The organism is Rathayibacter sp. AY1C5 (assembly GCF_002931705.1).
Classification (GTDB): Bacteria; Actinomycetota; Actinomycetes; order Actinomycetales; family Microbacteriaceae; genus Rathayibacter.
The window spans coordinates 41407-62888 of record NZ_PSWD01000018.1 but is presented as its reverse complement, the minus strand read 5'-3'; the positions used below and the strand labels follow the sequence as shown (position 1 = coordinate 62888).

Genomic DNA, 21482 nt, shown 5'->3' with positions numbered 1-21482 from the left:
CCTCCGCACCCGCCTCATCGACCCCGCCCCGTCACTCCTGATCCCCCGCTCACGGGGCAGGCGCCCGCCGCCGCCCGCGAGCCGACGCGGATCCTCGCGCGGTGACCCCCGGTCGAGGGACGCCTCGACCTCCGGAGCATGGGTGAAGATGGGCGGATGACATCCGTGGGGGGCGTTCCGGAGCTCAGGCTGGCCGTCGTCGACGACCAGCCCCTCTACCGGCACATGCTGTCGTCGCTGCTGCGCGCGGTGCCGGGCGTGCGGAGCGTCGTGGAGGCCGGATCCGCCACGGAGGCGCGGTCGGTGCTGCGGCCCGCGGAGCTCGACGTGGCGATCCTCGACATCGAGCTCGGCGACGGGGACGGCATCGAGCTCGGGCGCCGGCTGCGGTCCACCGCGCCGGGGCTGGGCATCGTCCTGCTCTCGGCCGTCGACGCGATGCACCGCTTCCTCCGCCTCGACCGCGCCGAGGCCCGCGGCTGGAGCTACCTCTCGAAGACCTCCTCCCTCTCCGCCCCCGCGCTGCTCGCCTCCGTCCGCGCGACGGCGGACGGCCGCACCGTGCTCGATCCGGCGCTGGTCGCCGCCCGCGCGGCCCGCCGCGACTCCCCGGTCGCCGCGCTGAGCCCGCGCCAGTACGAGGTGCTCTCGGGTCTCGCATCGGGGCTGACCAACGCCGCGATCGGCGAGCGCCTCGGCATCGCGGTCCGCTCGGTCGACAACCACGTCAACGCCGTCTACGCGGGCCTCGGCGTGCGGTCGGACGGCGAGCGCAACCCGCGGGTCGACGCGACGCTCCTCTTCCTCGAGCACACCGGATGAGCGCCGGCCCGAGCGACACGCGCGAGGACAACCGCATCGTCCTCGGAGCGATGGCCCTCCTCGGCGGCGTCCTCTCGCTGCTGGCCGCGCTCCAGGCCGTCTTCGCGCTCGGGATGCTGTCGCGGACGCTGCGGAGCGTCGATCCGGGGCCGCTGCTCGACGTGACGACGCGCGTCCTGGTCAACGTGTCGACGATCGGGCTCGCGATCGCCCTGGTCGCGGTGCTGCGCCCCGAGCGCTCGACCGGCGGCGCCCGCGTGGCCCGGACGGCGGTCATCGCCGTGGGGATGGGACTCGTCCGCTGCTGCCTCCAGGTGCTGACCGGCGTCTACCCGCTCTCGGCACTTCCCGCTCTCGCGGTCGAGCTGGTCGTCGGATCCACGGTGATCGCGCTGATCACCGCCTACGGCTACCTGCTCGTGCGCGCGGCACGGCGCGTGCGCGAGAAGGAGCGGGAGCACGCCCGCGCCTCCGTGCAGGCGCTCGAGGCGGTGCAGGCCCTGCAGCGGGAGGAGCTGCGGGTGCGGCGCGACGTCGCGCAGAGCCTGCACGGCGGCCTCCAGAACGGACTCGTGGTGCTGACCGCCGAGCTGCACGCGGTCGCGAGCGCATCCGACGAGGCGGCCTCGGAGCGGCTGCTCGCCATCGCCGCCCGGCTCGACCGGCTCCGCGAGGACGAGGTGCGCGCGGTCGGCCACGCCCTCTACCCGGTCGAGATCGACCACGGCCTGGTCCCCGCCGTCCGCGACCTCGTCGCGCGACTCCCTCCCGAGATCGCCGTCGACCTCGACCTCGGCCGCATCCCGGCGCTCGCCGCCGAGGGCGCCGAGGCGCCGCTCGACCAGCGGATGCTCCTGGTCCGGTTCCTGGAGGAGGCGGTCACCAACGCGCTGAAGCACGGCGGCGCCTCCTCGCTGCGGGTGCGCGGCGACGAGGCGGCGGGCGTCGTGGTGCTCACCCTCGACGACGACGGCCGCGGACTCGTCGAGGGGTCGACGCGCTCGGGCCTGGCGCGGCTGGAGCGGCAGCTCGCGGTCTACGGGGGCTCGCTGGAGCTCTCGGACTCGCCCGTGCTCGCGGGGGCGCGGCTGAGGGCGCGGCTCCCGCTGTCCGACGCGGCGCCCGGCGGGGACGGCGGACGGACGGAGTAGCGGGTCGGGCGCTCGTGCCGTCCCTCGCGTCGAGCACAGGGCGGTCCGAGGGACGGATTCACACCGGATGGCGAGCCGTCTCCTCGTGCCCGCCCCTCACGCCGGGTAGACCAGCAGATCCTCCGGAGCGACGGTGAAGCCTGCCTCGCGGCCGGGCGCGAGGTCGAGGCGTGCTGCGTCGGCCGCCGGGACGTCGGCGGTCAGGAGCGCGCTGCGCACCCGCACCGCGTCTCCCCGCTGCTCCACATCGGTGATCACGGCGCGGAGGCCTCCCCCTCCGACGGAGACGGCGGAGGGACGGACCGCGGCGAGCACCGCGGCACCGACCGCGACCGGCTCGGCCGCGACTCCGGACAGCTCGTGCCCGCCGGCGGTGCGCAGACCCGTCGCGGTGCGGACGCCGTCGAGCAGCTCGAGCCCGGCGAGCTCGGCGGTGAACGCGGTGCGCGGGCGCGTGAGGACCCGGGCGGTCGGCCCCTCCTCCACCACACGGCCGCCGTGCAGCACCAGAACCCGGTCGGCGAGGGTCCAGGCGTCGAGCACGTCGTGGGTGACCACGATCGCCGAGCGGTCGGCGAGCACCTCGCGGAGCATCCGGCGGAGGACCGGGGCGGTCCGGGCGTCGACCGCGGCCAGCGGCTCGTCGAGCAGCAGGAGGCGCGGGTCGGTCGCGAGGGCCCGGGCGAGTGCGACCCGCTGAGCCTGGCCGCCGGAGAGACTCCCCGGGCGCCGGTCGGCCAGGTCGGCCACGCCCGCGGCGGCCAGCTCGCGCTCGGCCCGCTCGAGGGACCGCGCCCGTCCGGCGCCGGCGCTGCGCGGACCGAACGCCGCGTTCTCGCGCACGCTGAGGTGCGGGAACAGCAGCGGGTCCTGCGCCAGCAGGGCGACGGGGCGGCGGTGCGGAGGAGTCCAGCGGCGGTCGTCGAAGAGCAGCGCGCCGCCGGCGGTCGCCCGCCCGGAGTCGGCGCGGACGAGGCCGGCGATCAGCTCGAGCACGGTCGACTTCCCCGCGCCGTTGGGCCCGAGCAGCGCGATCGTCTCGCCCTCGGCCACGTCGATCCGCACGTCGATCCCGCGCGCCGCGAGCCGCGCCTCCAGCAGCAGGCTCACCGCGGCACCCCCCGGGCTGAGCGGCCGTGCGCGAGACCGATCACGAGCACCGCGACCACCACGAGCACCAGCGCGAGGGCGACCGCCGCGTCCGGATCGCTCTCCCGCTGCAGGTAGATCTCGAGCGGGAGGGTGCGCGTCGTGCCCTCGAGGCTGCCGGCGAAGGTCAGCGTCGCCCCGAACTCGCCGAGCGCCCGCGCGAACGAGAGGATCGCGCCCGAGGCGAGGCCCGGCAGGATCAGCGGCAGCGTGATCCGGCGGAGCACTGTCCCGGGGGAGGCGCCGAGCGTCGCTGCGACCGACTCGTACCGCGCGCCGGCGCTGCGCAGTGCGCCCTCGAGCGTCAGCACCAGGAACGGCAGGGCCACGAAGGTCTGCGCGATCACGACGGCGGTGGTCGAGAACGCGATGCGGACGCCGAGGGCCTCCAGTGCGCCGCCGAGCAGGCCCATCCGCCCGAAGGTGAAGAGCAGCGCCAGCCCGCCGACCACCGGCGGGAGCACCAGCGGCAGCAGCACCAGCGAGCGGAGCAGGCGCTGGCCGGGGAAGGCCGTGCGGGCGAGCACGAGGGCCATCGGGGTGCCGAGCAGCAGGCACAGCAGAGTGGCGACGGCGGAGGTGCGCAGGCTCAGCAGGAGCGCGGCGACGGAGGAGTCGGAGGTGATCAGCGGCAGGAACTGCGGCCAGTCGACGCGGGCGAGGACCGCGGCGAGCGGGAGCAGCACCAGCAGGGCGCCGAGCGCGGCGACGGCCACGACCCAGCGCGGCAGGCCGGACCCGGTGCGCATCAGCCGCGGGCGAGCGGCGTCTCGACGATGACCGTGGTCGCCTTGACCACCGCCACCGCGGGAGACCCGGGCTCGAGCCCGAGCTCGCGGACCGCTTCGCTGCTCATCAGCGAGACCACGCGGTGGGGACCGCACTGCAGCTCGACCTGCGCCATCACGGTGTCCATCACGATGCCGGTGACGATCCCGACGAAGCGGTTGCGGGCCGAGCGCGCGACCGGGGACGGATCCTCCGGCAGCACGGCGTTCGCGCGGGCGAGCCGGGCGACCTCGAGGCCGTCGACGACGCGTCTCCCGGACGCGTCCTTCGCGCTCTCGAGCGTCCCGTTCTCGATCCAGCGCCGCAGCGTGTCGTCGCTCACGCCGAGCGCGGCGGCGGCGTCCCTGATCCGTATCTGCGGCATGGAGTCGATCCTACGTCCGCGGCTGAGCCTGTGCCGTGCCCGCCCCCTCTCCACGAGATACCGCTCCGGTGCGCCTCCTGCGGCGTGCCGCGCATCCGGGTGGCATCTCGCGGAGAGGGAGGAGAGGACGGCGGAGGGACGGGCGCTGGGGATCCCGGGCCCCGCGCGCAACCCCCTGGAGGACCGGCGGGAGCACGACGCACGCTGAAGGGACGACGACACAGGAGGCGGCATGCGCGCGATGGTCTACCGGGGCCCCTACAAGGTCCGCGTGGAGGAGAAGGACCGGCCGAGGATCGAGCACCCGAACGACGCGATCGTCCGGGTGACGATGGCGGCGATCTGCGGATCCGATCTGCACCTCTACCACGGGCTGCTCCCGGACACCCGGATCGGCCACACCTTCGGCCACGAGTTCATCGGCGTGGTCGACGAGGTCGGCTCGTCGGTGGAGAACCTCAGCGTCGGCGACACGGTGATGGTCCCCTTCACCATCTACTGCGGCTCCTGCTGGTTCTGCTCCCGCGGCCTCTACTCCAACTGCCACAACGTGAATCCGAACGCCACCGCGATCGGCGGCATCTACGGCTACTCGCACTCGGCGGGCGGCTACGACGGCGGGCAGGCGGAGTACGTGCGCGTCCCGTTCGCCGACGTGGGCCCGACGAAGATCCCCGAGTGGCTGCCGCACGAGGACGCCCTGATGCTCACCGACGCCTTCTCGACCGGCTACTTCGGCGCGCAGCTCGGCGACATCGTCGAGGGCGACACGGTCGTGGTGCTCGGAGCCGGACCGGTCGGCCTGGCCGCCGCGCGGTCCGCCTGGCTGATGGGCGCCGGCCGCGTCATCGTCGTCGACCAGATCGACTACCGCCTCGCCAAGGCCCGCGAGTTCGCCTTCGCGGAGACCATCGACTACACCGAGGAGGACGACCTCATCGTCACCCTCAAGAAGACCACCGGCGGGCTCGGCGCCGACGTCGTGATCGACGCGGTCGGCGCGGAGGCCGACGGGAACCTCCTCCAGCACGTCACTGGCGCCAAGCTCAAGCTGCAGGGCGGCTCGCCGATCGCGCTCAACTGGGCGATCGACGGCGTCCGCAAGGGCGGCACCGTCTCGGTGATGGGCGCCTACGGTCCGCTCGCGAGTGCCGTCAAGTTCGGCGACGCCGTCAACAAGGGCCTCACGCTGCGGATGAACCAGGCCCCCGTCACCCGGCAGTGGCCGCGCCTGTTCGAGCACATCCGGGCCGGGCACATCACGCCCAGCGACCTGATCACGCACCGCATCCCGCTCGAGCACATCGCCGAGGGGTACCACCTGTTCTCGTCCAAGCTCGACGGCTGCATCAAGACCGTCGTCGTCCCGTAGGAGGATCCCGTGCCGTACACCGCCGACCGCCCCGTCCGCGTGCCGACCGCCGAGGAGCTGCGCGCCCGCATCCCGGGCTGGGGCGCCGACCTCGATCCCGCCGACCGCCCCGCCTTCCCCCGCGAGCGCAGCGACCTCGTCTCGGGCGCGCACTGGGAGCGCCCGGAGAAAATGCGGACGCACGGCCGTCGCGAGAAGAGCATCGAGCACCGCGAGCTGCCCGCCGTCTTCGGCACGGCGCAGCCCCTCCACGGTGTCTCCGGCGCGATCCGCCGCTACGCCTACGACCGGTTCAGCGAGGGGCGCCACGCGCACTGGCTGCTGCTCGTGCTGGGCGACCGGGTGGAGTCGACCGGGGCGCACCTCCGCTCGCTGCTCACGACACGGCCGGACGATCCGATCACCGAGACCGGTGTGCTCGCCGAGGCGCACGCGCACCCGATCGCCTCGCGCCGCGGCCGGACCGACGTGCGCCACCAGATCCTCGACCCGCTGGTCGTCGGCGGTCCCTGGGTCCTCGCCGCGCTCGGCGCCGTGGCCGTCGCCCGCCGCCTCCTGCGCTGACGCCCGTTCTCCCTCTCGTGAGAGGCCGCTCCGGTGCGCCTCCGTCGGCATGTCGCGGACCGGAGGCGCGTCCCGCGGAGGAGGACGGGGGTCAGCGGCTGCGGGGCGCGGCGCCCGCGGTCGGCGCGGTGCGGGTGTCGACGCTCGCCGTGAGTGCCGCGGAGTAGCCGGACGCCGGGCTGCCGGACATCGTCGCGAGCTGCAGGGCTCCGCCGTCGTCGCCGAAGACGGAGTCGGATTCCAGGCCGACCCGGGCGAGGTTCGCGGCCGAGCCCGCATACGACTCGAGGGCGTAGACAGCGGTGCACGCCTCCTCCTGCAGGGCGACCTGCGAGGTCGCGATCGCGTTCGACGCGTCGGTGATCGAGTCCACTCCCGGGTACACCTCGAAGTGGATGTGCGGCCAGCGGCCGGAGTAGCAGGCCGGGACGATCGAGGCGAAGGAGACGACGCCCGACGCGTCGGCGACCTGCACGCCGCGGAGGTACGTCTCGTCCTCGACGCCGCTGGAGTACATCGAGTAGTCCCCGTGCGCGTCGCAGTGCCAGACGTACACGGCGGCTCCGGCGAACGGCACGCCCCCGCTCGCCGCGTCGAGGATCGTCAGAGTGAGCGCCAGGGGGACCCCGTCGGCCGTCGCGCCGCCGCCGATGCTGGTGCGCAGGTCGCTGCGGACGATCCCGGAGCGCTCGAGGACGTCGACCCCGTTCGAGCCGTCGCCCGGGTAGGGGCCGGCCGTCTCGTCGGGGATCTCGCCGGCGACCGCGGTGCGGGCCCCGGCCGTGGCGGTCGCGGTGGGAGTCGCGGTGGCGGTCGCGGCGGCGGAGGGGGCGGATCCCGATGCTCCGGTGGCGCACGCCGCGAGCCCGAGGGTCGCCGCCCCCGCGCCGACCAGCGTCAGCACGCCGCGCCGCGAGAAGAGGGTGCCCACGTCGAACGGGAGGCCCTGGTCGACCACCTCCTCCTCGGGGCGGTCGAGCCGGCGGCCCTCGTAGGCCGGTCCGTCGGGCGTGCTGCGGGGCTCCGGGATGCGGGTCATGGTCGTGCTCCTCGTCGGTCGTGGTGTCCGTCGCGAGCAACCCTGGCGGCCGGGGCTCTGCGCCTCCGATGACCGTCCTACGACCCTCCTATGACCGACCCGCTGACCGTCCTGCACCCCTCGTCCGACGCCGCGACGCTCCTCACGGCGCTCCGAACCCGGCCGCCGCGAGCACCGCGCGCCCGGCGTCGGAGGCGACGTACGCGACGAAGGCCGCCGCCGTGGCCGGGTCGCCCGCTCCGGTCAGCGCCGCGATCGGGTACGTGTTCACCGCCTCCGAGGCCTCGGCGAAGGGGATGCCGGTGACCGAGCCCGCAGCCCCGCGGACGTCGGTCGCGTAGACGAGCCCGGCGTCCGCCTCGCCCGAGGACACCTTGCCGAGCACGTCGGTGACCGACGACTCCTCGCTCACGGGAGAGATGTCGACCCCGGCGGCCTGCTCGACCGCGGCGGCCGCCGCTCCGCACGGCACCTGCGGCGCGCAGACGACGGTGGCGGTCCCGGGCCGGGCGAGGTCGGCGAGCGAGGCGACCTGCGCCGGGTTGCCGGGAGGCACGGCGATCTCGAGCGTGTTCGTGGCGATGTCGACCGGGTTCCCGTCGACGAGCCCGGCCTCGGCGACGGTGGACATCGTGCGCTCGTCGGCGGAGGCGAAGACGTCGGCCGGGGCGCCGTTGACGATCTGCGTCGCGAGGTCGGAGGAGCCGGCGAAGGAGAGCTCGACCTGCGCGCCGGGCTCGGCGGCCTCGAACCCCGTGGCGAGCTCGGTGAACGCGCCCTTCAGCGAGGCGGCGGCGAAGACCGTGATGGAGCCGCCGACCGAGGACGTCGCGCCGCCGGTGGCCGCATCGCCGGCGGGGGTCGACGGAGCGGAGCAGCCCGCGAGCAGGAGGAGCGCGGCAGCGGCCGGGACGAGGGGGAGCAGTCGACGACGCACGGGGACCTCCGGATGTGGGCTCCGCAGATGCGGCGGACAGCTGATTCTAGAACCTCAGGTGCGGAGCCGGGCTGGGAGGAGGGCCTCACGTGCGGCGGAGAGACGATCGGAGGACCGGACCGGCCGGGCGATGCACCTGCGCGGGGAACGACCGCCCGCGCGACGCACAGCGGCGGGCGGACCGCAGCCCTCCGGCTCCGGCCCGCCCGCCGCTCGTCGCGGCCGCCTCGACGGCGGCCCTCCGCTCAGCTCTGCGGCGGCGAGTAGAACTGGAGGTCGTTGCCCTCCGAGTCCTTGAAGGGGAGGATGCGGCCCCACTCGTGGTCGCTGATCTCGCCCTCGATCGACGCGCCCCGCGCCGTGAGGCGCTCCAGCTCGTCCTCGATCGAGCCCTCGGGCTGGAACGAGATGACCGCCCCGCCCTGCTCCGCGACCGTGGCCGACTCGCGGGCGTTCAGGCCGATCATCAGCCCGCCGGCGTCCAGCTCCGACCAGTCGTCCGAGGTGTCCTTGACCTCGAGGCCGAGCGTGTCGCGGTAGAACGCGACCGCCCGCTCCATGTCCGTGACGGGGACCCAGACCGTTGCGACTCCTGATGCCATGTCGTGCTCCTTCGCTCGATGATGCCGTTCCACCGACGCTAGGTCGGGGACGCCCGGAGCGGGGGCCCTTGCGCCGACGCGCGGAGGCTGCTCTCGCGCGGCGCCTCTCCGCCGAGCTGCCGTGCTCACGCGCCCGGCAGCGGTGAGGCGCCGGCTTCCCGCTGCCCGTCAGTGCCGAGACACCGCCCCTCGCCGAGACACCGCCCCTCGCCGGCGTCCCGGCGCGCAGCGGGACGTCTCGGCCCGGCCTCCGCGCGCGAGCGCTCCCCGCCGACGTCACCGACGACGCGGCCGCCGAGGCGGGCGTCGCCTGGATCGAGGAGGCGGTGGGCCCGCTGCGCATCGTGGTCAACAACGCCGGCGTCCAGCACCGCGTGCCCCTGCTCGAGCTCGAGGTCGCCGACTGGGAGCGGGTGCTGCGCACGAACCTCACCAGCGCCTTCGTGGTCGGCCGGGCGGCGGCGAAGCGGATGATCCCGCGCGGCGCCGGGAAGATCGTCAACGTCGCCTCGGTGCAGGCCGATCTCGCGCGGCCGACGATCGCGCCCTACACCGCCTCGAAGGGCGGGATCCGCAACCTCACCCGCGCGATGACGGCGGAGTGGGCGCAGCACGGCATCCAGGTCAATGCGATCGCTCCGGGGTACATCCACACCGAGATGACGCAGGGCCTCGTCGACGACGAGGAGTTCGACAGCTGGATCCTCGGGCGCACGCCCGCCGCGCGCTGGGGCCGCGTCGAGGACCTGATCGGCCCCGCCGTCTGGCTCGCCTCCGACGGCTCGGACTACGTCAACGGGCAGGTCGTCTTCATCGACGGCGGCATGACCGTCGTCGTCTGAGCCACCCCTCGACCCACCGAACGGAACCCGCATGACCGCGCTCGTCCCCGCCTCCACCACCCGCGTCGTCGTCCACGCCGCCGGCGACCTCCGCGTCGAGGAGGCGCCGCTCGCGCCGCGCGGCCCCGGCGAGGCCCTCGTCGCCGTCGCGTACGGCGGGATCTGCGGCTCCGATCTGCACTCCTGGACGCACGGCGCCGCGGGCGAGTCGATCCTCCGCGAGCCGCTGACGCTCGGCCACGAGGTGGTCGGCACGGTCGTCGAGGCAGCGGTGGACGGCTCGGGACCCCCGGTCGGCGCGGCCGTCGCCGTGCACCCCGCGACCGCTCGCGGCGAGTGGCCCGACGGGCGCCCCAACCTCGCGACCGAGGGCACCTATCTGGGCAGCGCCGCGCGGATGCCGCACACCCAGGGCGCGTTCGCCCGCCACGCGGTGCTGCCGGCGCGCATGCTCCGCGAGCTGCCCGCCGTCCTCGGGCTCCGGGAGGCGGCGCTCGCGGAGCCGGCGAGCGTCGCCTGGCACGCGGTCTCGCGAGCCGGAGAGGTGGCGGGACGTCGCGCGCTGGTGATCGGCAGCGGCCCGATCGGAGCGCTGATCGTCGCCGTGCTGAAGCGGGCGGGGGCGGCCGAGATCGTCGCCGTCGACCTGGCCGAGGAGCCCCTCGCGATCGCCCGGGCGGTCGGCGCGACCCGGACGATCCGCGCGACCGACGCCGACGCGATCGCCGAGGTCGCGGCCGACGTCGTCTTCGAGTCCTCGGGCAGCCCGCGCGGCCTCGCCTCGGCCGTCCGGGGCGCCGCCCGCGGCGGCACTGTCGTGATGGTGGGACTCCTCCCCTCGGGCGAGCAGCCGGCCCTGATCTCGCTCGCGATCACCCGGGAGCTGCGCCTGATCGGCTCCTTCCGCTTCGTCGACGAGATCGACGAGGTGCTGGCGGCGCTCGCCGACGGGAGCCTCGCGGTGGCGCCGGTGGTCACGCAGGTGCTGCCGCTGGAGCGCGCGCTCGAGGCCTTCGAGCTCGCCCGCGACGCCTCGCGCTCGAGCAAGGTGCTGCTCGACTTCACCCCGTGACGGGCGCTCGAGGCGCCTCCGGAGGGTCGGGATCGCCCGAGCGTTCGGGGTTCCCTCGGACGGCGGCGCCGCCGGAGCACTACCGTTGCACCATGGCGTCCACCGATACCCCCGATTCCGCCCCCGAAGCCGACACCGCTTCCGAGAGCGCCCCCACGCTCACCTTCTCCGACCTCGGTCTCTCCGACCCGGTCCTCAAGGCCCTCAAGGAGGTCGGCTACGAGACGCCCTCGGCCATCCAGGCCGCGACGATCCCGTCCCTCCTCTCCGGCCGCGACGTCCTCGGCGTCGCCCAGACCGGCACCGGCAAGACCGCGGCGTTCGCGCTGCCGATCCTCTCGCGCCTCGACGTCTCGCAGAAGACGCCGCAGGCCCTCGTGCTGGCCCCGACCCGCGAGCTCGCGCTGCAGGTGTGCGAGGCGTTCGAGCGCTACGCGTCCGGCCTCCGCGGCGTCCACGTCCTCCCCGTCTACGGCGGCCAGGGATACGGCACCCAGCTCTCCGCGCTCCGCCGCGGCGTCCACGTCGTCGTCGGCACGCCCGGCCGCATCATGGACCACCTCGAGAAGGGCACCCTCGACCTCTCGCAGCTGAAGTTCCTGGTTCTCGACGAGGCCGACGAGATGCTCAAGATGGGCTTCGCGGAGGACGTCGAGACGATCCTCGCCGACACCCCCGTCGAGAAGCAGATCGCGCTGTTCTCGGCGACGATGCCCGCGCAGATCCGCCGCATCTCCGGCAAGTACCTGAAGGAGCCGGAGGAGATCACGGTCAAGAACAAGACCACGACCTCCGTCAACACCACGCAGCGCTACCTGATGGTGTCGTACCCGCAGAAGGTCGACGCCCTCACCCGCATCCTCGAGGTCGAGAACTTCGAGGGCATGATCGTGTTCGTCCGCACGAAGAGCGAGACGGAGACGCTGGCCGAGAAGCTGCGCGCCCGCGGCTACACCGCGGCGGCGATCAGCGGAGACGTGGCCCAGGCCCAGCGCGAGCGCACCGTCGAGCAGCTGAAGTCGGGCAAGCTCGACATCCTCGTCGCGACCGATGTCGCCGCCCGCGGTCTCGACGTCGAGCGCATCAGCCACGTCGTCAACTACGACATCCCGATCGACACCGAGTCGTACGTCCACCGCATCGGCCGCACCGGTCGCGCGGGGCGCAGCGGAGCGGCGATCAGCTTCGTCACGCCGCGCGAGCGCCGCCTCCTCGCCGCCATCGAGAAGGCCACCCGCCAGCCGCTGACCGAGATGCGGATGCCGAGCGTCGAGGACGTCAACGTCACCCGCCTCTCGCGCTTCGACGACGCGATCACCGCGGCGCTCGCCGACACCGAGCGCCTGCAGCGCTTCCGCGACATCATCGGCCACTACGTCGAGCACCACGACGTGGTCGAGTCGGACGTCGCCGCCGCGCTGGCCATCGTCGCGCAGGGCGAGGAGCCGCTGCTGCTCTCGCCCGACGACCCCCGCTTCGCCCGTCGCGAGCGCGAGGACCGCGACTCCCGGCCCGACCGCGGCGACCGCCCCGAGCGCGGCGACCGCTTCGACCGCGGCGGCGACCGGGGCGAGCGTCCCGAGCGCCGTCAGCGCCCGGCGAACAGCAACCTCGCCTCGTACCGGATCGAGGTCGGCCGCCGCCAGCGCGTCGAGCCCCGCCAGATCGTGGGCGCGCTCGCGAACGAGGGCGGCCTCAACCGCGGCGACTTCGGGCACATCGACATCCGCCCGGACTTCTCGATCGTGGAGCTGCCGGCCGACCTGCCCCAGGACGTGCTCGACCGCCTCGCCGACACCCGCATCAGCGGCCAGCTGATCGAGCTGAAGCCGGACCGCCGTCCGAGCCGCGCCGGCGCCGACCGCGGCGCACGCCCCAGCGGCCCGAGCCGCTCGAGCGAGCGCCCGGAGCGCAAGCCGCGCTACTGACGGCTCCCGCCTCTGCGGACGGGCCTCCACGAGACGCCACTCCGGTACAGCGACCCTCGCGTGTCGCGTACCGGAGTGGCGTCCCGCTTTCGTGCGGGGGCGGCCTCAGCGGCGCAGGACGCGCCGGGCCAGCACGTTGCCGAGCAGCTGCACCAGCTGCACGATCACGATGATCACGAGCACCGCGGCCCAGGTGACGACCGGCTCGAACTGCCGGTAGCCGTACTGGATCGCGAAGTTGCCGAGCCCGCCGGCGCCGATGTATCCGGCGACCGCCGACATGTCGATCACGGCGACGAACACGAACGTGTAGCCGAGGATCAGCGGACCGAGCGCCTCCGGCAGCAGTACCGTGCGGACGATCCGGAACCGGCTCGCTCCGACCGACCGCGCCGCCTCGATCACGCCGGGCTGCACGGTCAGCAGGTTCTGCTCCACGATCCGCCCGATGCCGAAGGCGGCGCCGAGCGAGAGGGTGAAGACGATGGCGTCCGTGCCGATGCCGGAGCCGACCACCAGCCGGGCCAGCGGCTGGGCCGCGGCGATGAAGATGATGAACGGGATCGGCCGGAACACGTTCACGATCACGTTGAGCAGTCCGTGGACCATCCGGTTCGCGTAGAGGGCGCCGCCGCGGGTGAGCGCGAGGCCCAGTCCGATCAGCAGTCCGCCGAGCCCGCCGAAGAGGAGGCTCAGCGCGACGATGTAGAGCGTCTCGCCGGTCGCCTGGACGAGCTTGGGCAGGAGCGGGATCAGCTCGTTCATCGGGGCACCTCCGTGAGGGCGACGCGTCCGCCGAGGCGGGCGAGGAGGGAGTCGACGACGCCGTCCGGCGCGTCGAGGGCGACCGTGAGGTGGCCGAAGGCCCGCCCGCGGACGTCGGTGATGCCGCCGTAGACGAGCTCGAGCGGCACGCCGGCGGCCGCGACCTCGGCGAAGACGTCGCCCTGGGAGGCGGAGTCGTCCGAGAACGAGAGCGTGACCAGCCGGCCGCGGTGGCGCGCGCGCAGCACGGCCGCCTCCGCGGGCGAGGGCACCGAGCGGACGACCGTGGAGACGAAGCGGCGGGTGACCGGCTCGCGCGGGGCCGAGAACACGTCGAAGACGGGCCCGCGCTCCACGATGCGGCCCGACTCCATCACCGCGACCTTCGTCGCGAGCTGCTGGACCACGTCCATCTCGTGGGTGATCACGACGATGGTGACGCCCAGCTCCTCGTTGATGCGGCGGAGGAGGGCGAGCACCTCGCCGGTGGTGTCCGGGTCGAGCGCGCTGGTGGCCTCGTCGGCCAGCAGGATGCGCGGGGAGGCGGCGAGGGCGCGGGCGATGCCGACGCGCTGCTTCTGCCCGCCCGAGAGCTGCTCCGGGTGGCTGCGCGCCTTGTCGCTCAGACCGACGAAGCGGAGCATCTCGTCGACGCGGGCGCGCTGCTCCGTGCGCGGGACGCCCGCGACCTGCAGCGGGTAGGCGACGTTCTGCCACACGGTCTTCGAGCCGAACAGGTTGAACTGCTGGAAGATCATCCCGATCCCCAGGCGCAGCCGGCGCAGCTCGCGCTCGGGCAGGCCCACGGTCTCGCGGCCGTCGATCTCGATGCTGCCGCTGGTCGCGGGCTCCAGAGCGTTGACGAGGCGCGCGAGCGTGCTCTTGCCGGCGCCGGAGTAGCCGATCACGCCGTAGACGTCGCCCGCCTCGATCTCGAGGCTCACGCCGTCGACGGCCGCGGTCGGGGCGGCGCCGCGCCCTGCGCCGGGGTACACCTTGCGCACGTCGGTCATGCGGATGAGCGGCACGGGGCGCCCTTTCTGTTGCGGGGGAGGCGCGGGACCGCGCCGGTGGGGAGCTCCGCGAGCGGAGGACCCGACCGGCGCGGTGCCGCGGGTGCCGGAGTCAGGAGGCGGCGGAGATGTCGGTCTCGGCGGACTCGAGCGAGGTCTCCAGCTCGGAGGCGGGGGTCTTCAGGAAGACCGCGGTGCCGCCGGACTGCTCCGAGACGCCGTCGAGCACGTCCTGGCTGTCCTGGTAGATCGAGACGAGCTTCGTGTAGGTCTCGTTCCCGGCGTCGTCGGCCCGGGCGGCGAAGATGTTCGTGTAGAGCAGGGAGGCGGGGTCGCTCGGGTCGTCCTGGGCGATCGCGTCCGAGGCCTTCAGGCCCGCGTTCTCGATGAAGTCGTTGTTGATGATCGCGGCGGCCACGTCCGGGAGCGACGTCGGGGTGAGGGAGGCCTCCAGCGCGGTGACCTCCACCTTCGAGGAGGACTCGACGTCGTCGACGTTCGAGAGCACTCCGCCGCCGTCCTTCAGCTCGACGAGCCCGGCCGACTGCAGCACCAGCAGCGCGCGCGCCTGATTGGTCTCGTCGTTGGGGATCGCGACGGTGGAGCCGGCGGGGATGTCCGCGACGTCGTCGTACTGCGAGGAGTAGAGGCCGAGCGGGTAGATCGCGGTCGCGCCGATCGGCACGAGATCCGCGTCGGCCGAGGTGTTGTACTGCGCCAGGTAGGCGATGTGCTGGAACTGGTTGAGGTCGATCTCGCCCTCGGTGAGGGCGGGGTTGGGCTGGTTGTAGTCGCTGAAGTCGACGATCTCGACGTCGATCCCGGCGGCGGCGGCGGCCTTCTCGTAGGTGGCCCAGTAGGGGTCGCTCGCGCCGACCACGCCGATGCGGACGGTGTCGTCGCCGCCGCCCGCGCCGGAGCAGCCGGCGAGGAGGAGGGCGGCGGAGGCGGCGATCGCGGAGGTCGCGAGGAGTCGGGTGCGCAGGGTCATGGCTGTGGGGATCCTTCCGTGGAGAGGATCCGGGCACGCGGTGCCGACCGGGCGGTGCTGGTCACCGCCGGCGCTGCGACCGGCCTCCGGTCGCTCGGCGCCGCGACTGCGCGGATCCCGGGGATCACCTTACGAAGGCGGTCGGACCCGCGCGGAACCCGCGCGTAACACGGCGACTCGGAGGCAGAGGAGGCGCGCGCTCACCGCGGGATCGCGCTGTGACGGCTGCTCAGCGCCTGACCGCGCCGCGCCGGACGCTCAGCTCGCGAGCGCGCCGTCCTCGCCCGCCGACGCCTCGTGCTTGGCGATCCGCTTCGCGATCGCGTCGCGCTCGGCCCGGAGCGACGCGATGGTCGGCTTGTCCAGGCGGGGGTCGGCCAGATCGGCGAAGGGGCTCGCGGCGCCGGTGCGCGCGGACACGAGCGCGGCGTACGCCTTCGTCGCGGCGCGGAGCTCGGCTCCGGCCCGTTCGACCTTCCGCGGCTTCGACTCCTTGTCCGAGACGAGTCGGGCGTGCTTGTCGAGGGCCTCTACCAGTGCGCGATGCGCAGCGTCAATCTTCTTGCTCATAGGCGCATTATGGCGCAGGATCGGCGCACGGCGCCGACTGTGACTCCCCGCGCCCGCCGCCCCCTTCCGTGAGACGCCGCTTCGGCACGCGACACGCCGGGGGAGGCGCACCGGAGCGGCATCTCGCGGGGAGGGGACGGTCGGGTCAGCGGGCGACCGGCGTGGAGACGGACGACGCGCCCGCGCTGGTGGCGACCGCGTCGAGGACGCGCTGCACGTCGAGGGCGTCGGCGAATGTGGGCGTGACCGCCGTGCCTCCGGCGATCGCCTCGACGAGGTCGACGACCTGATGCGTGAAGAGGTGCTCGTAGCCGATGCCGTGCCCGGTCGGCCACCAGGCCGCCATGTACGGGTGCGCCGGCTCGGTGACCTGGATGCGCCGGAAGCCCTGCGCCTCCTCGGGGTCGCGGGCGTCGTAGTACTCGAGCTCGTTCATCCGCTCGAAGTCGAACGCGATCGAGCCGAGCTCGCCGTTCACCTCGATCCGGTTGGCGTTGCGGCGGCCGGTCGCGACGCGGGTCGCCTCGAAGACGCCCAGGGCGCCGCCCTCGAAGGAGGCGGTGAAGGCCGCGGCGTCGTCGACGGTCACGGCGCCGCGCGGGGCGTCGGCACCGGCGCGGCCGCCGAGGCCGACCTGCTCGCTGAGCACGGGGCGCTCGGTGGTGAAGGTGCGCAGCGTCGCCGAGACCGAGGTGATGCCGCGGCCGGTCAGCCACTGGGCGGTGTCGATGCTGTGCGCGCCGATGTCGCCGAGGGCGCCCGAGCCGGCGCGCTCCTTCTGCAGGCGCCAGGTCAGCGGCGCCTCGGAGTCGGACAGCCAGTCCTGCAGGTACTGGGCGCGCACGTGGCGGATGTCGCCGAGGCGGCCCTCCTCGATGAAGCGCTTCGCGAGGGCGAGGGCCGGGGTGCGGCGGTAGCTGAAGCCGCACATCGCCACCTTGCCGGAGGCGGCGGCCGCGGCGACCATCCGCTCCGCCTCCTCGACGGAGTTGGCGAGGGGCTTCTCGCACAGCACGTGCTTGCCGGCCTCGAGGGCCGCGATGGCGATCTCGGCGTGGGTGTCGCCCGGCGTGCAGATGTCGACGAGGTCGATGTCGTCGCGGGCGATGACGGCCCGCCAGTCGGTGGAGGCCTCGCTCCAGCCCAGCCGCTCGGCGCGCTCGGCGGTCGAGTCGGGGTTGCTCCCCACGAGCACGGCGAGCTCGGGGCGGAGGGGGAGGGGGAAGAAGCGGGAGGCGGTGCGCCAGGCGTGCGAGTGGGTGCGGCCCATGAAGGCGGTCCCCACCATCGCGACGCGCAGGGCTCGGTCGTTCGACATCGTCGTCCTTTCGTCGGCCGTACGACCCTGCCACGGGTCGGGGCGCGGGCGCTACCGCGCTCGGCGAGGCCGCCTCCGGGGCGACGCGCCCGGGCTGCACGGACATGAGCGCGTTCATAGGGTTCGGAGAGCGCTCTATCACGGACGGAATGTCTCAACCGCCGCCGTCAGATGTCGCGTAATCCCGCGGATCCCAGCCCTGACGCGGTAGCAGGAAGCCCTTGGGGCGACTGGGCGATCACTCGAACCGCCTTCGAATCGGTTCAGAACTTTTGCTTGACCCGCGACGTAAGTGGAAGTAGCTTCATCCGCATGGTCACCGCAGACCCCCGCAGCACTGCTGCACAGCCTCTTCCCCGCACCTCCGACGAGTCTCAGCAGCTGCTTCTGCAGATGCGCGGCATCGTGAAGGTCTTCCCCGGCGCCCGTGCTCTCGACGGCGTCGACCTCGATGTCCGACCCGGTGAGGTGCACTGCCTCCTCGGCCAGAACGGCGCCGGCAAGTCCACCCTCATCAAGACCCTCGCCGGGGCCCACCAGCCCACCGAGGGCGAGATCCTCGTCGACGGGAACGTCGTCACGATCCCGTCCCCGACGGCGGCCCTCGCCCTGGGCATCGCGACGATGTACCAGGAGCTCGACGTCGTCGACGGCCTCTCCGTCGCCGAGAACATCTTCCTCGGCCACGAGCTCTCCCGCGGCGGCTTCACCGCCCGGGCGAAGGCCACGAGGATCACCCGCGAGCTGATGGAGCGCCTCGGCCACTCCGAGATCTCGCCGAACCGCGAGGTCGGCACGCTCTCCGCCGCCGGCAAGCAGATCGTGCAGATGGCCCGTGCCCTCTCGCACGACGCGCGGGTCATCATCATGGACGAGCCCTCCGCGGTGCTCGACTCCGAGGAGGTGGAGAACCTCTTCCACGTGGTGCGCCAGCTCACCGCCTCCGGCGTCGCCATCGTGTACATCTCGCACCGCCTCGACGAGATCCGCGCCATCGGCGACCGGATCACCGTGATCAAGGACGGCGCCACCGTCGCGCAGAACCTCGCGGTCGCCGACACCCCCACCTCGAAGCTCATCACCCTGATGACCGGCCGCGCCGTCGAGTACGTCTTCCCGGACCGCCAGGAGCTCGACGTCGAAGCCGAGACGCTGCTGAAGGTCGAGAAGCTGGGCCTGCAGGGCTCCTTCTCGGACGTCTCCCTCGAGATCCGCGCCGGCGAGGTCGTCGGCCTCGCGGGGCTGGTCGGCTCCGGCCGCTCCGAGATCCTCGAGACCATCTACGGGGCGCGCCGCGCCAGCACCGGGACGGTCAGCGTGGCGGGCAAGCGCCTGCGCGCCGGATCCGTCACCTCGGCGGTCGACGCCGGCATCGGCCTCTGCCCGGAGGAGCGCAAGAGCCAGGGCCTGCTCCTGGACGAGCCGGTCTACCGCAACATCACCCTCTCGACCTTCGACCGCTTCGCCAAGCGCGGCTTCCTCGACGAGCGCTCCGAGCGCGCGGCGGCGGCCGAGCAGGCGGTCTCCCTCGACCTGCGGCCCTCCGGGGTCGACCGCGACGCCCGCACCCTCTCCGGAGGCAACCAGCAGAAGGCGCTCCTCGCCCGCTGGCTCGTGCGCGGCTGCCGCGTCCTGCTGCTCGACGAGCCGACCCGCGGGGTCGACGTCGGCGCACGGGCCGAGATCTACACCCTGATCAGGGACCTCGCGACCAACGGCGCCGCCGTGCTCGTGGTCTCCAGCGAGATCGGCGAGGTCCTCGGACTCTCCGACCGAGTGCTCGTGATCTCCGACGGCGCCGTGGTCCACGAGGGCCCGGCCGATTCGATCGACGAGCACCGCGTGCTCGATCTCGTCATGGAAGGAAGTGCAGCGTGAGCGGACAGCTCGACACCGCGTCGCCGTCGATCGGCGGTCCGCAGGAGGACGCCGCCCGTCACGCGTCGGCCGCGACGGGAGGCTCCTCCGGGGGCGTGCCCTCGAAGGACTCCCGCTCCGGGATGGCCCGCCTCATGCAGGGCTCCCTCGGCCGCAACGTCGGGCTGCTGCTCGCGCTGGTGATCCTCTGCATCGTCGGATTCGCCACCGCGGGGGAGCGATTCGCCAGCGTCGACAACGTGCTCACGATCCTCCGCCTCGCCGCCGTCATCGGCGTGCTGAGCATCGGCATGACCTTCGTCATCACCTCCGGCGGCATCGACCTCTCGGTCGGCTCCGTGATGGGGCTCGCGACGGTCTGGGCGAGCACGGTCTCGACCCAGTACTACGCGGCCAACACCTCCTGGCTGGTGATCGTGCTCACCGCGGTCGTCGTCGGCCTCGTCTGCGGCCTGATCAACGGCGCGCTGATCGCCTACGGCCGGGTCGTCGCCTTCATGGCGACCCTGGCGATGCTCGTCGCCGCCCGCGGCTTCGCCGAGCTGATCTCGAACCGCCAGACGCAGGTCGTCACGGTCACGCCGTTCCTCGACTTCTTCCGCGCCGACGTGCTCGGCATCCCGGTGCTCGTGCTGATCTTCGTGGTCGTCGCCGTCGCCGGCTGGATCCTGCTCAACCGCACCACCTTCGGCCGCCGCACCATCGCGGTCGGCGGCAACCCGGAGGCGGCCCGCCTCGCCGGCATCAAGGTCCGCCGCCACACCATGTACGTCTACGGCCTCGCCGGGCTCACCGCCGGCATCGCCGCCGTCATGATGCTCGCCCGCACCACCGCCGGCAGCTCGACCAACGGCCTCCTCTACGAGCTCGACGCCATCGCGGCGGTCGTCGTCGGAGGCACGCTGCTGGCCGGCGGCCGCGGCACCATCGTCGGCACCGTGTTCGGCGTCCTCATCTTCACGACCCTGACCAACGTGTTCACGCAGAACAACATGTCGACCTCGACTCAGGCCGTCGCGAAGGGCGCGATCATCGTCGCCGCCGTCCTGCTGCAGCAGCGGTTCGCCGCCCGCGGCAGGAAGTCCTGACCCCGGGGCTCCGGCCCCGCTCCTCCACACACAGCAACCCACCCGACCACTCAGGTCACCTCTCCGCAGGACACGTGTGCCCTCGGACCCCTCGGATCGATCGAAGGAGATCACTTCCATGCCCGCACGCCCCTTCACCCGCAGCCGCCTCTCCCGCACCGCCCGACTCGGCTCGGCCGGCGTCGCCTTCGGCGCCGTCGCGCTGATGCTCACCGGATGCATCTCGAACGCCCCGGTCGAGACCGGCAACGCCGCCTCCGGCGGGACCGCCGCCGCCGTGGCCGCCTCGGACAACGACGCCTCCGGCGACAACGTCGTCATCGGCTTCACCGCTCCCGCCGCCGACCACGGCTGGATGGGTGCGGTTAGCCGCGCCGCCATCGCCGAGGCCGAGAAGTACGACGACGTGGAGCTCCGCACCGCGGAGGGGACCAACGACGTCAACCTCCAGATCAGCCAGGTCGAGACCTTCATCAACGACGGCGTCGACGCGATCGTGCTCCTGCCGATCGACGGAGCGGCGCTCACGCAGGTCGCCACCCAGGCGATGGAGGCGGGCATCACCGTCATCAACGTGGACCGCGAGTTCTCCAGCCCCTTCGCCGCCCGATCGACCATCCTCGGCGACAACTACGGCATGGGCGTCAGCGCCGGCACCTACATCTGCGAGGAGCTCGGCGACAACCCCGACGCCGTCGTCGCCGAGATCGCCGGCATCGACTCCCTCCCGCTGACCCAGGAGCGCAGCCAGGGCTTCTCGGATGCGCTCGAGGGCTGCGGACTCGACGTGGACAACCGCGTCGCCGCCGACTTCACCGTCCAGGGCGGAGAGCAGGCCGCGGCCAACCTCCTCCAGGCCGCGCCGAAGATCGACGCCATCTGGAACCACGACGACGACCAGGGCGTCGGCGTCCTCGCGGCGATCGACACCGCCGGACGCGACGAGTTCCTCTTCGTCGGCGGCGCCGGCTCGGCCAACGTGATGCGCGCGATCGAGGCCGACGACTCCGTCGTCAAGGCCACGGTCGTCTACCCCTCGACCCAGGCCGCGGACGGCATCAAGCTCGCCCGCCTCGTCGAGCAGAACAAGTCGATGGCCGACACCAGCTCGCTCGGCGTCCCGCGCCAGATCCAGCTCTTCGCGCCGGTCGTCACCAAGGACAACGTCTCCGAGTACCTGCCCTCGGCCTTCGAGTCCTGATCGGCCCCACCAGCCCGGGTCGGCGCG

At 73.3% G+C, this 21482-nt stretch carries 21 protein-coding genes; 10 read left to right on the top strand and 11 right to left on the bottom strand.

The window, feature by feature from the left end; genetic code table 11:
• The first annotated feature begins 156 nt into the window (after positions 1-156).
• A complete protein-coding gene (locus C5C57_RS12830; RefSeq protein ID WP_104247673.1) occupies positions 157-822 on the top strand; it encodes a response regulator transcription factor in 666 nt (221 codons plus the stop codon).
• Positions 819-1973 (top strand): sensor histidine kinase, encoded by a 1155-nt coding sequence (locus tag C5C57_RS12825; protein WP_104247672.1) that lies wholly within the window; start codon positions 819-821, stop codon positions 1971-1973. Before C5C57_RS12830 ends, C5C57_RS12825 begins: the two co-directional genes overlap by 4 nt.
• A 96-nt stretch (positions 1974-2069) precedes the next feature.
• Here the strand turns inward: C5C57_RS12825 and C5C57_RS12820 are convergent, their stop codons facing one another.
• The 3 genes from C5C57_RS12820 to C5C57_RS12810 are packed head-to-tail and all read right to left on the bottom strand — an operon-like array spanning position 2070 to position 4275.
• Positions 2070-3083, bottom strand: a complete 1014-nt coding sequence (locus tag C5C57_RS12820; protein ID WP_104247671.1) for a sulfate/molybdate ABC transporter ATP-binding protein — start codon at positions 3081-3083, stop codon at positions 2070-2072.
• Complete coding sequence (locus tag C5C57_RS12815; RefSeq protein WP_104247670.1) at positions 3080-3871, bottom strand: ABC transporter permease; 792 nt, start codon at positions 3869-3871, stop codon at positions 3080-3082. Before C5C57_RS12815 ends, C5C57_RS12820 begins: the two co-directional genes overlap by 4 nt.
• Positions 3871-4275: a molybdopterin-binding protein gene (locus C5C57_RS12810; RefSeq protein WP_104222447.1), complete on the bottom strand. Its 405-nt coding sequence runs from the start codon at positions 4273-4275 to the stop codon at positions 3871-3873. Before C5C57_RS12810 ends, C5C57_RS12815 begins: the two co-directional genes overlap by 1 nt.
• A gap of 232 nt (positions 4276-4507) precedes the next feature.
• Between C5C57_RS12810 and C5C57_RS12805 the strand changes: the two genes are divergently transcribed.
• Both C5C57_RS12805 and C5C57_RS12800 read left to right on the top strand, forming a co-directional pair.
• Positions 4508-5647, top strand: coding sequence for a zinc-dependent alcohol dehydrogenase (locus C5C57_RS12805; protein ID WP_104247669.1), 1140 nt, complete (start codon positions 4508-4510; stop codon positions 5645-5647).
• A 9-nt stretch (positions 5648-5656) separates the two neighbouring features.
• Positions 5657-6211: a hypothetical protein gene (locus tag C5C57_RS12800; RefSeq protein WP_104247668.1), complete on the top strand. Its 555-nt coding sequence runs from the start codon at positions 5657-5659 to the stop codon at positions 6209-6211.
• Positions 6212-6302: 91 nt separating this feature from the next.
• On the opposite strand, the gene C5C57_RS12795 is transcribed toward C5C57_RS12800, so the two are convergent.
• The 3 genes from C5C57_RS12795 to C5C57_RS12785 all read right to left on the bottom strand — a co-directional run bounded on the left by C5C57_RS12795 (position 6303) and on the right by C5C57_RS12785 (position 8789).
• Positions 6303-7250 carry an intradiol ring-cleavage dioxygenase gene (locus C5C57_RS12795; protein ID WP_104247667.1) on the bottom strand — a complete coding sequence of 316 codons (948 nt, stop codon included), beginning with the start codon at positions 7248-7250 and terminating at the stop codon, positions 6303-6305.
• Positions 7251-7392: 142 nt separating this feature from the next.
• Positions 7393-8187, bottom strand: coding sequence for a molybdate ABC transporter substrate-binding protein (gene modA / locus C5C57_RS12790; RefSeq protein ID WP_104247666.1), 795 nt, complete (start codon positions 8185-8187; stop codon positions 7393-7395).
• Positions 8188-8432: 245 nt separating this feature from the next.
• Complete coding sequence (locus C5C57_RS12785) at positions 8433-8789, bottom strand: VOC family protein (protein WP_104226592.1); 357 nt, start codon at positions 8787-8789, stop codon at positions 8433-8435.
• A gap of 161 nt (positions 8790-8950) precedes the next feature.
• On the opposite strand from C5C57_RS12785, the gene C5C57_RS12780 reads away from it, so the two are divergent.
• From C5C57_RS12780 to C5C57_RS12770, 3 genes are all read left to right on the top strand, one after another.
• Positions 8951-9631, top strand: a complete 681-nt coding sequence (locus C5C57_RS12780; protein ID WP_104226593.1) for an SDR family oxidoreductase — start codon at positions 8951-8953, stop codon at positions 9629-9631.
• 31 nt (positions 9632-9662) lie between these two features.
• Entirely contained in the window at positions 9663-10703 is a 1041-nt protein-coding gene (locus C5C57_RS12775; protein WP_104247665.1) for an L-idonate 5-dehydrogenase, read from the top strand.
• Between the two features lie 92 nt (positions 10704-10795).
• On the top strand, positions 10796-12631 hold the full coding sequence (locus C5C57_RS12770) for a DEAD/DEAH box helicase (RefSeq protein ID WP_104237941.1): 1836 nt from the start codon (positions 10796-10798) through the stop codon (positions 12629-12631).
• Positions 12632-12736: 105 nt separating this feature from the next.
• Here C5C57_RS12770 and C5C57_RS12765 read toward each other — a convergent pair whose 3' ends face one another.
• The 5 genes from C5C57_RS12765 to C5C57_RS12745 all read right to left on the bottom strand — a co-directional run bounded on the left by C5C57_RS12765 (position 12737) and on the right by C5C57_RS12745 (position 17288).
• Positions 12737-13396 carry a methionine ABC transporter permease gene (locus tag C5C57_RS12765; protein ID WP_104226596.1) on the bottom strand — a complete coding sequence of 220 codons (660 nt, stop codon included), beginning with the start codon at positions 13394-13396 and terminating at the stop codon, positions 12737-12739.
• Positions 13393-14409 (bottom strand): methionine ABC transporter ATP-binding protein, encoded by a 1017-nt coding sequence (locus tag C5C57_RS12760; RefSeq protein ID WP_104297692.1) that lies wholly within the window; start codon positions 14407-14409, stop codon positions 13393-13395. The genes C5C57_RS12765 and C5C57_RS12760 overlap by 4 nt, the downstream gene beginning before the upstream one ends.
• A gap of 112 nt (positions 14410-14521) precedes the next feature.
• Positions 14522-15400, bottom strand: coding sequence for a MetQ/NlpA family ABC transporter substrate-binding protein (locus tag C5C57_RS12755; protein ID WP_104226597.1), 879 nt, complete (start codon positions 15398-15400; stop codon positions 14522-14524).
• 258 nt (positions 15401-15658) lie between these two features.
• Positions 15659-15970 carry a hypothetical protein gene (locus C5C57_RS12750; protein ID WP_104222458.1) on the bottom strand — a complete coding sequence of 104 codons (312 nt, stop codon included), beginning with the start codon at positions 15968-15970 and terminating at the stop codon, positions 15659-15661.
• A gap of 145 nt (positions 15971-16115) precedes the next feature.
• Positions 16116-17288: a Gfo/Idh/MocA family protein gene (locus C5C57_RS12745; RefSeq protein WP_104226598.1), complete on the bottom strand. Its 1173-nt coding sequence runs from the start codon at positions 17286-17288 to the stop codon at positions 16116-16118.
• A gap of 393 nt (positions 17289-17681) precedes the next feature.
• On the opposite strand from C5C57_RS12745, the gene C5C57_RS12740 reads away from it, so the two are divergent.
• From C5C57_RS12740 to C5C57_RS12730, 3 genes are all read left to right on the top strand, one after another.
• Positions 17682-19166 carry a sugar ABC transporter ATP-binding protein gene (locus C5C57_RS12740; RefSeq protein ID WP_208543410.1) on the top strand — a complete coding sequence of 495 codons (1485 nt, stop codon included), beginning with the start codon at positions 17682-17684 and terminating at the stop codon, positions 19164-19166.
• Between the two features lie 122 nt (positions 19167-19288).
• Positions 19289-20254, top strand: coding sequence for an ABC transporter permease (locus C5C57_RS12735; RefSeq protein WP_104222491.1), 966 nt, complete (start codon positions 19289-19291; stop codon positions 20252-20254).
• Positions 20255-20372: 118 nt separating this feature from the next.
• On the top strand, positions 20373-21455 hold the full coding sequence (locus tag C5C57_RS12730; RefSeq protein WP_104222461.1) for a substrate-binding domain-containing protein: 1083 nt from the start codon (positions 20373-20375) through the stop codon (positions 21453-21455).
• Positions 21456-21482 lie beyond the last annotated feature (27 nt).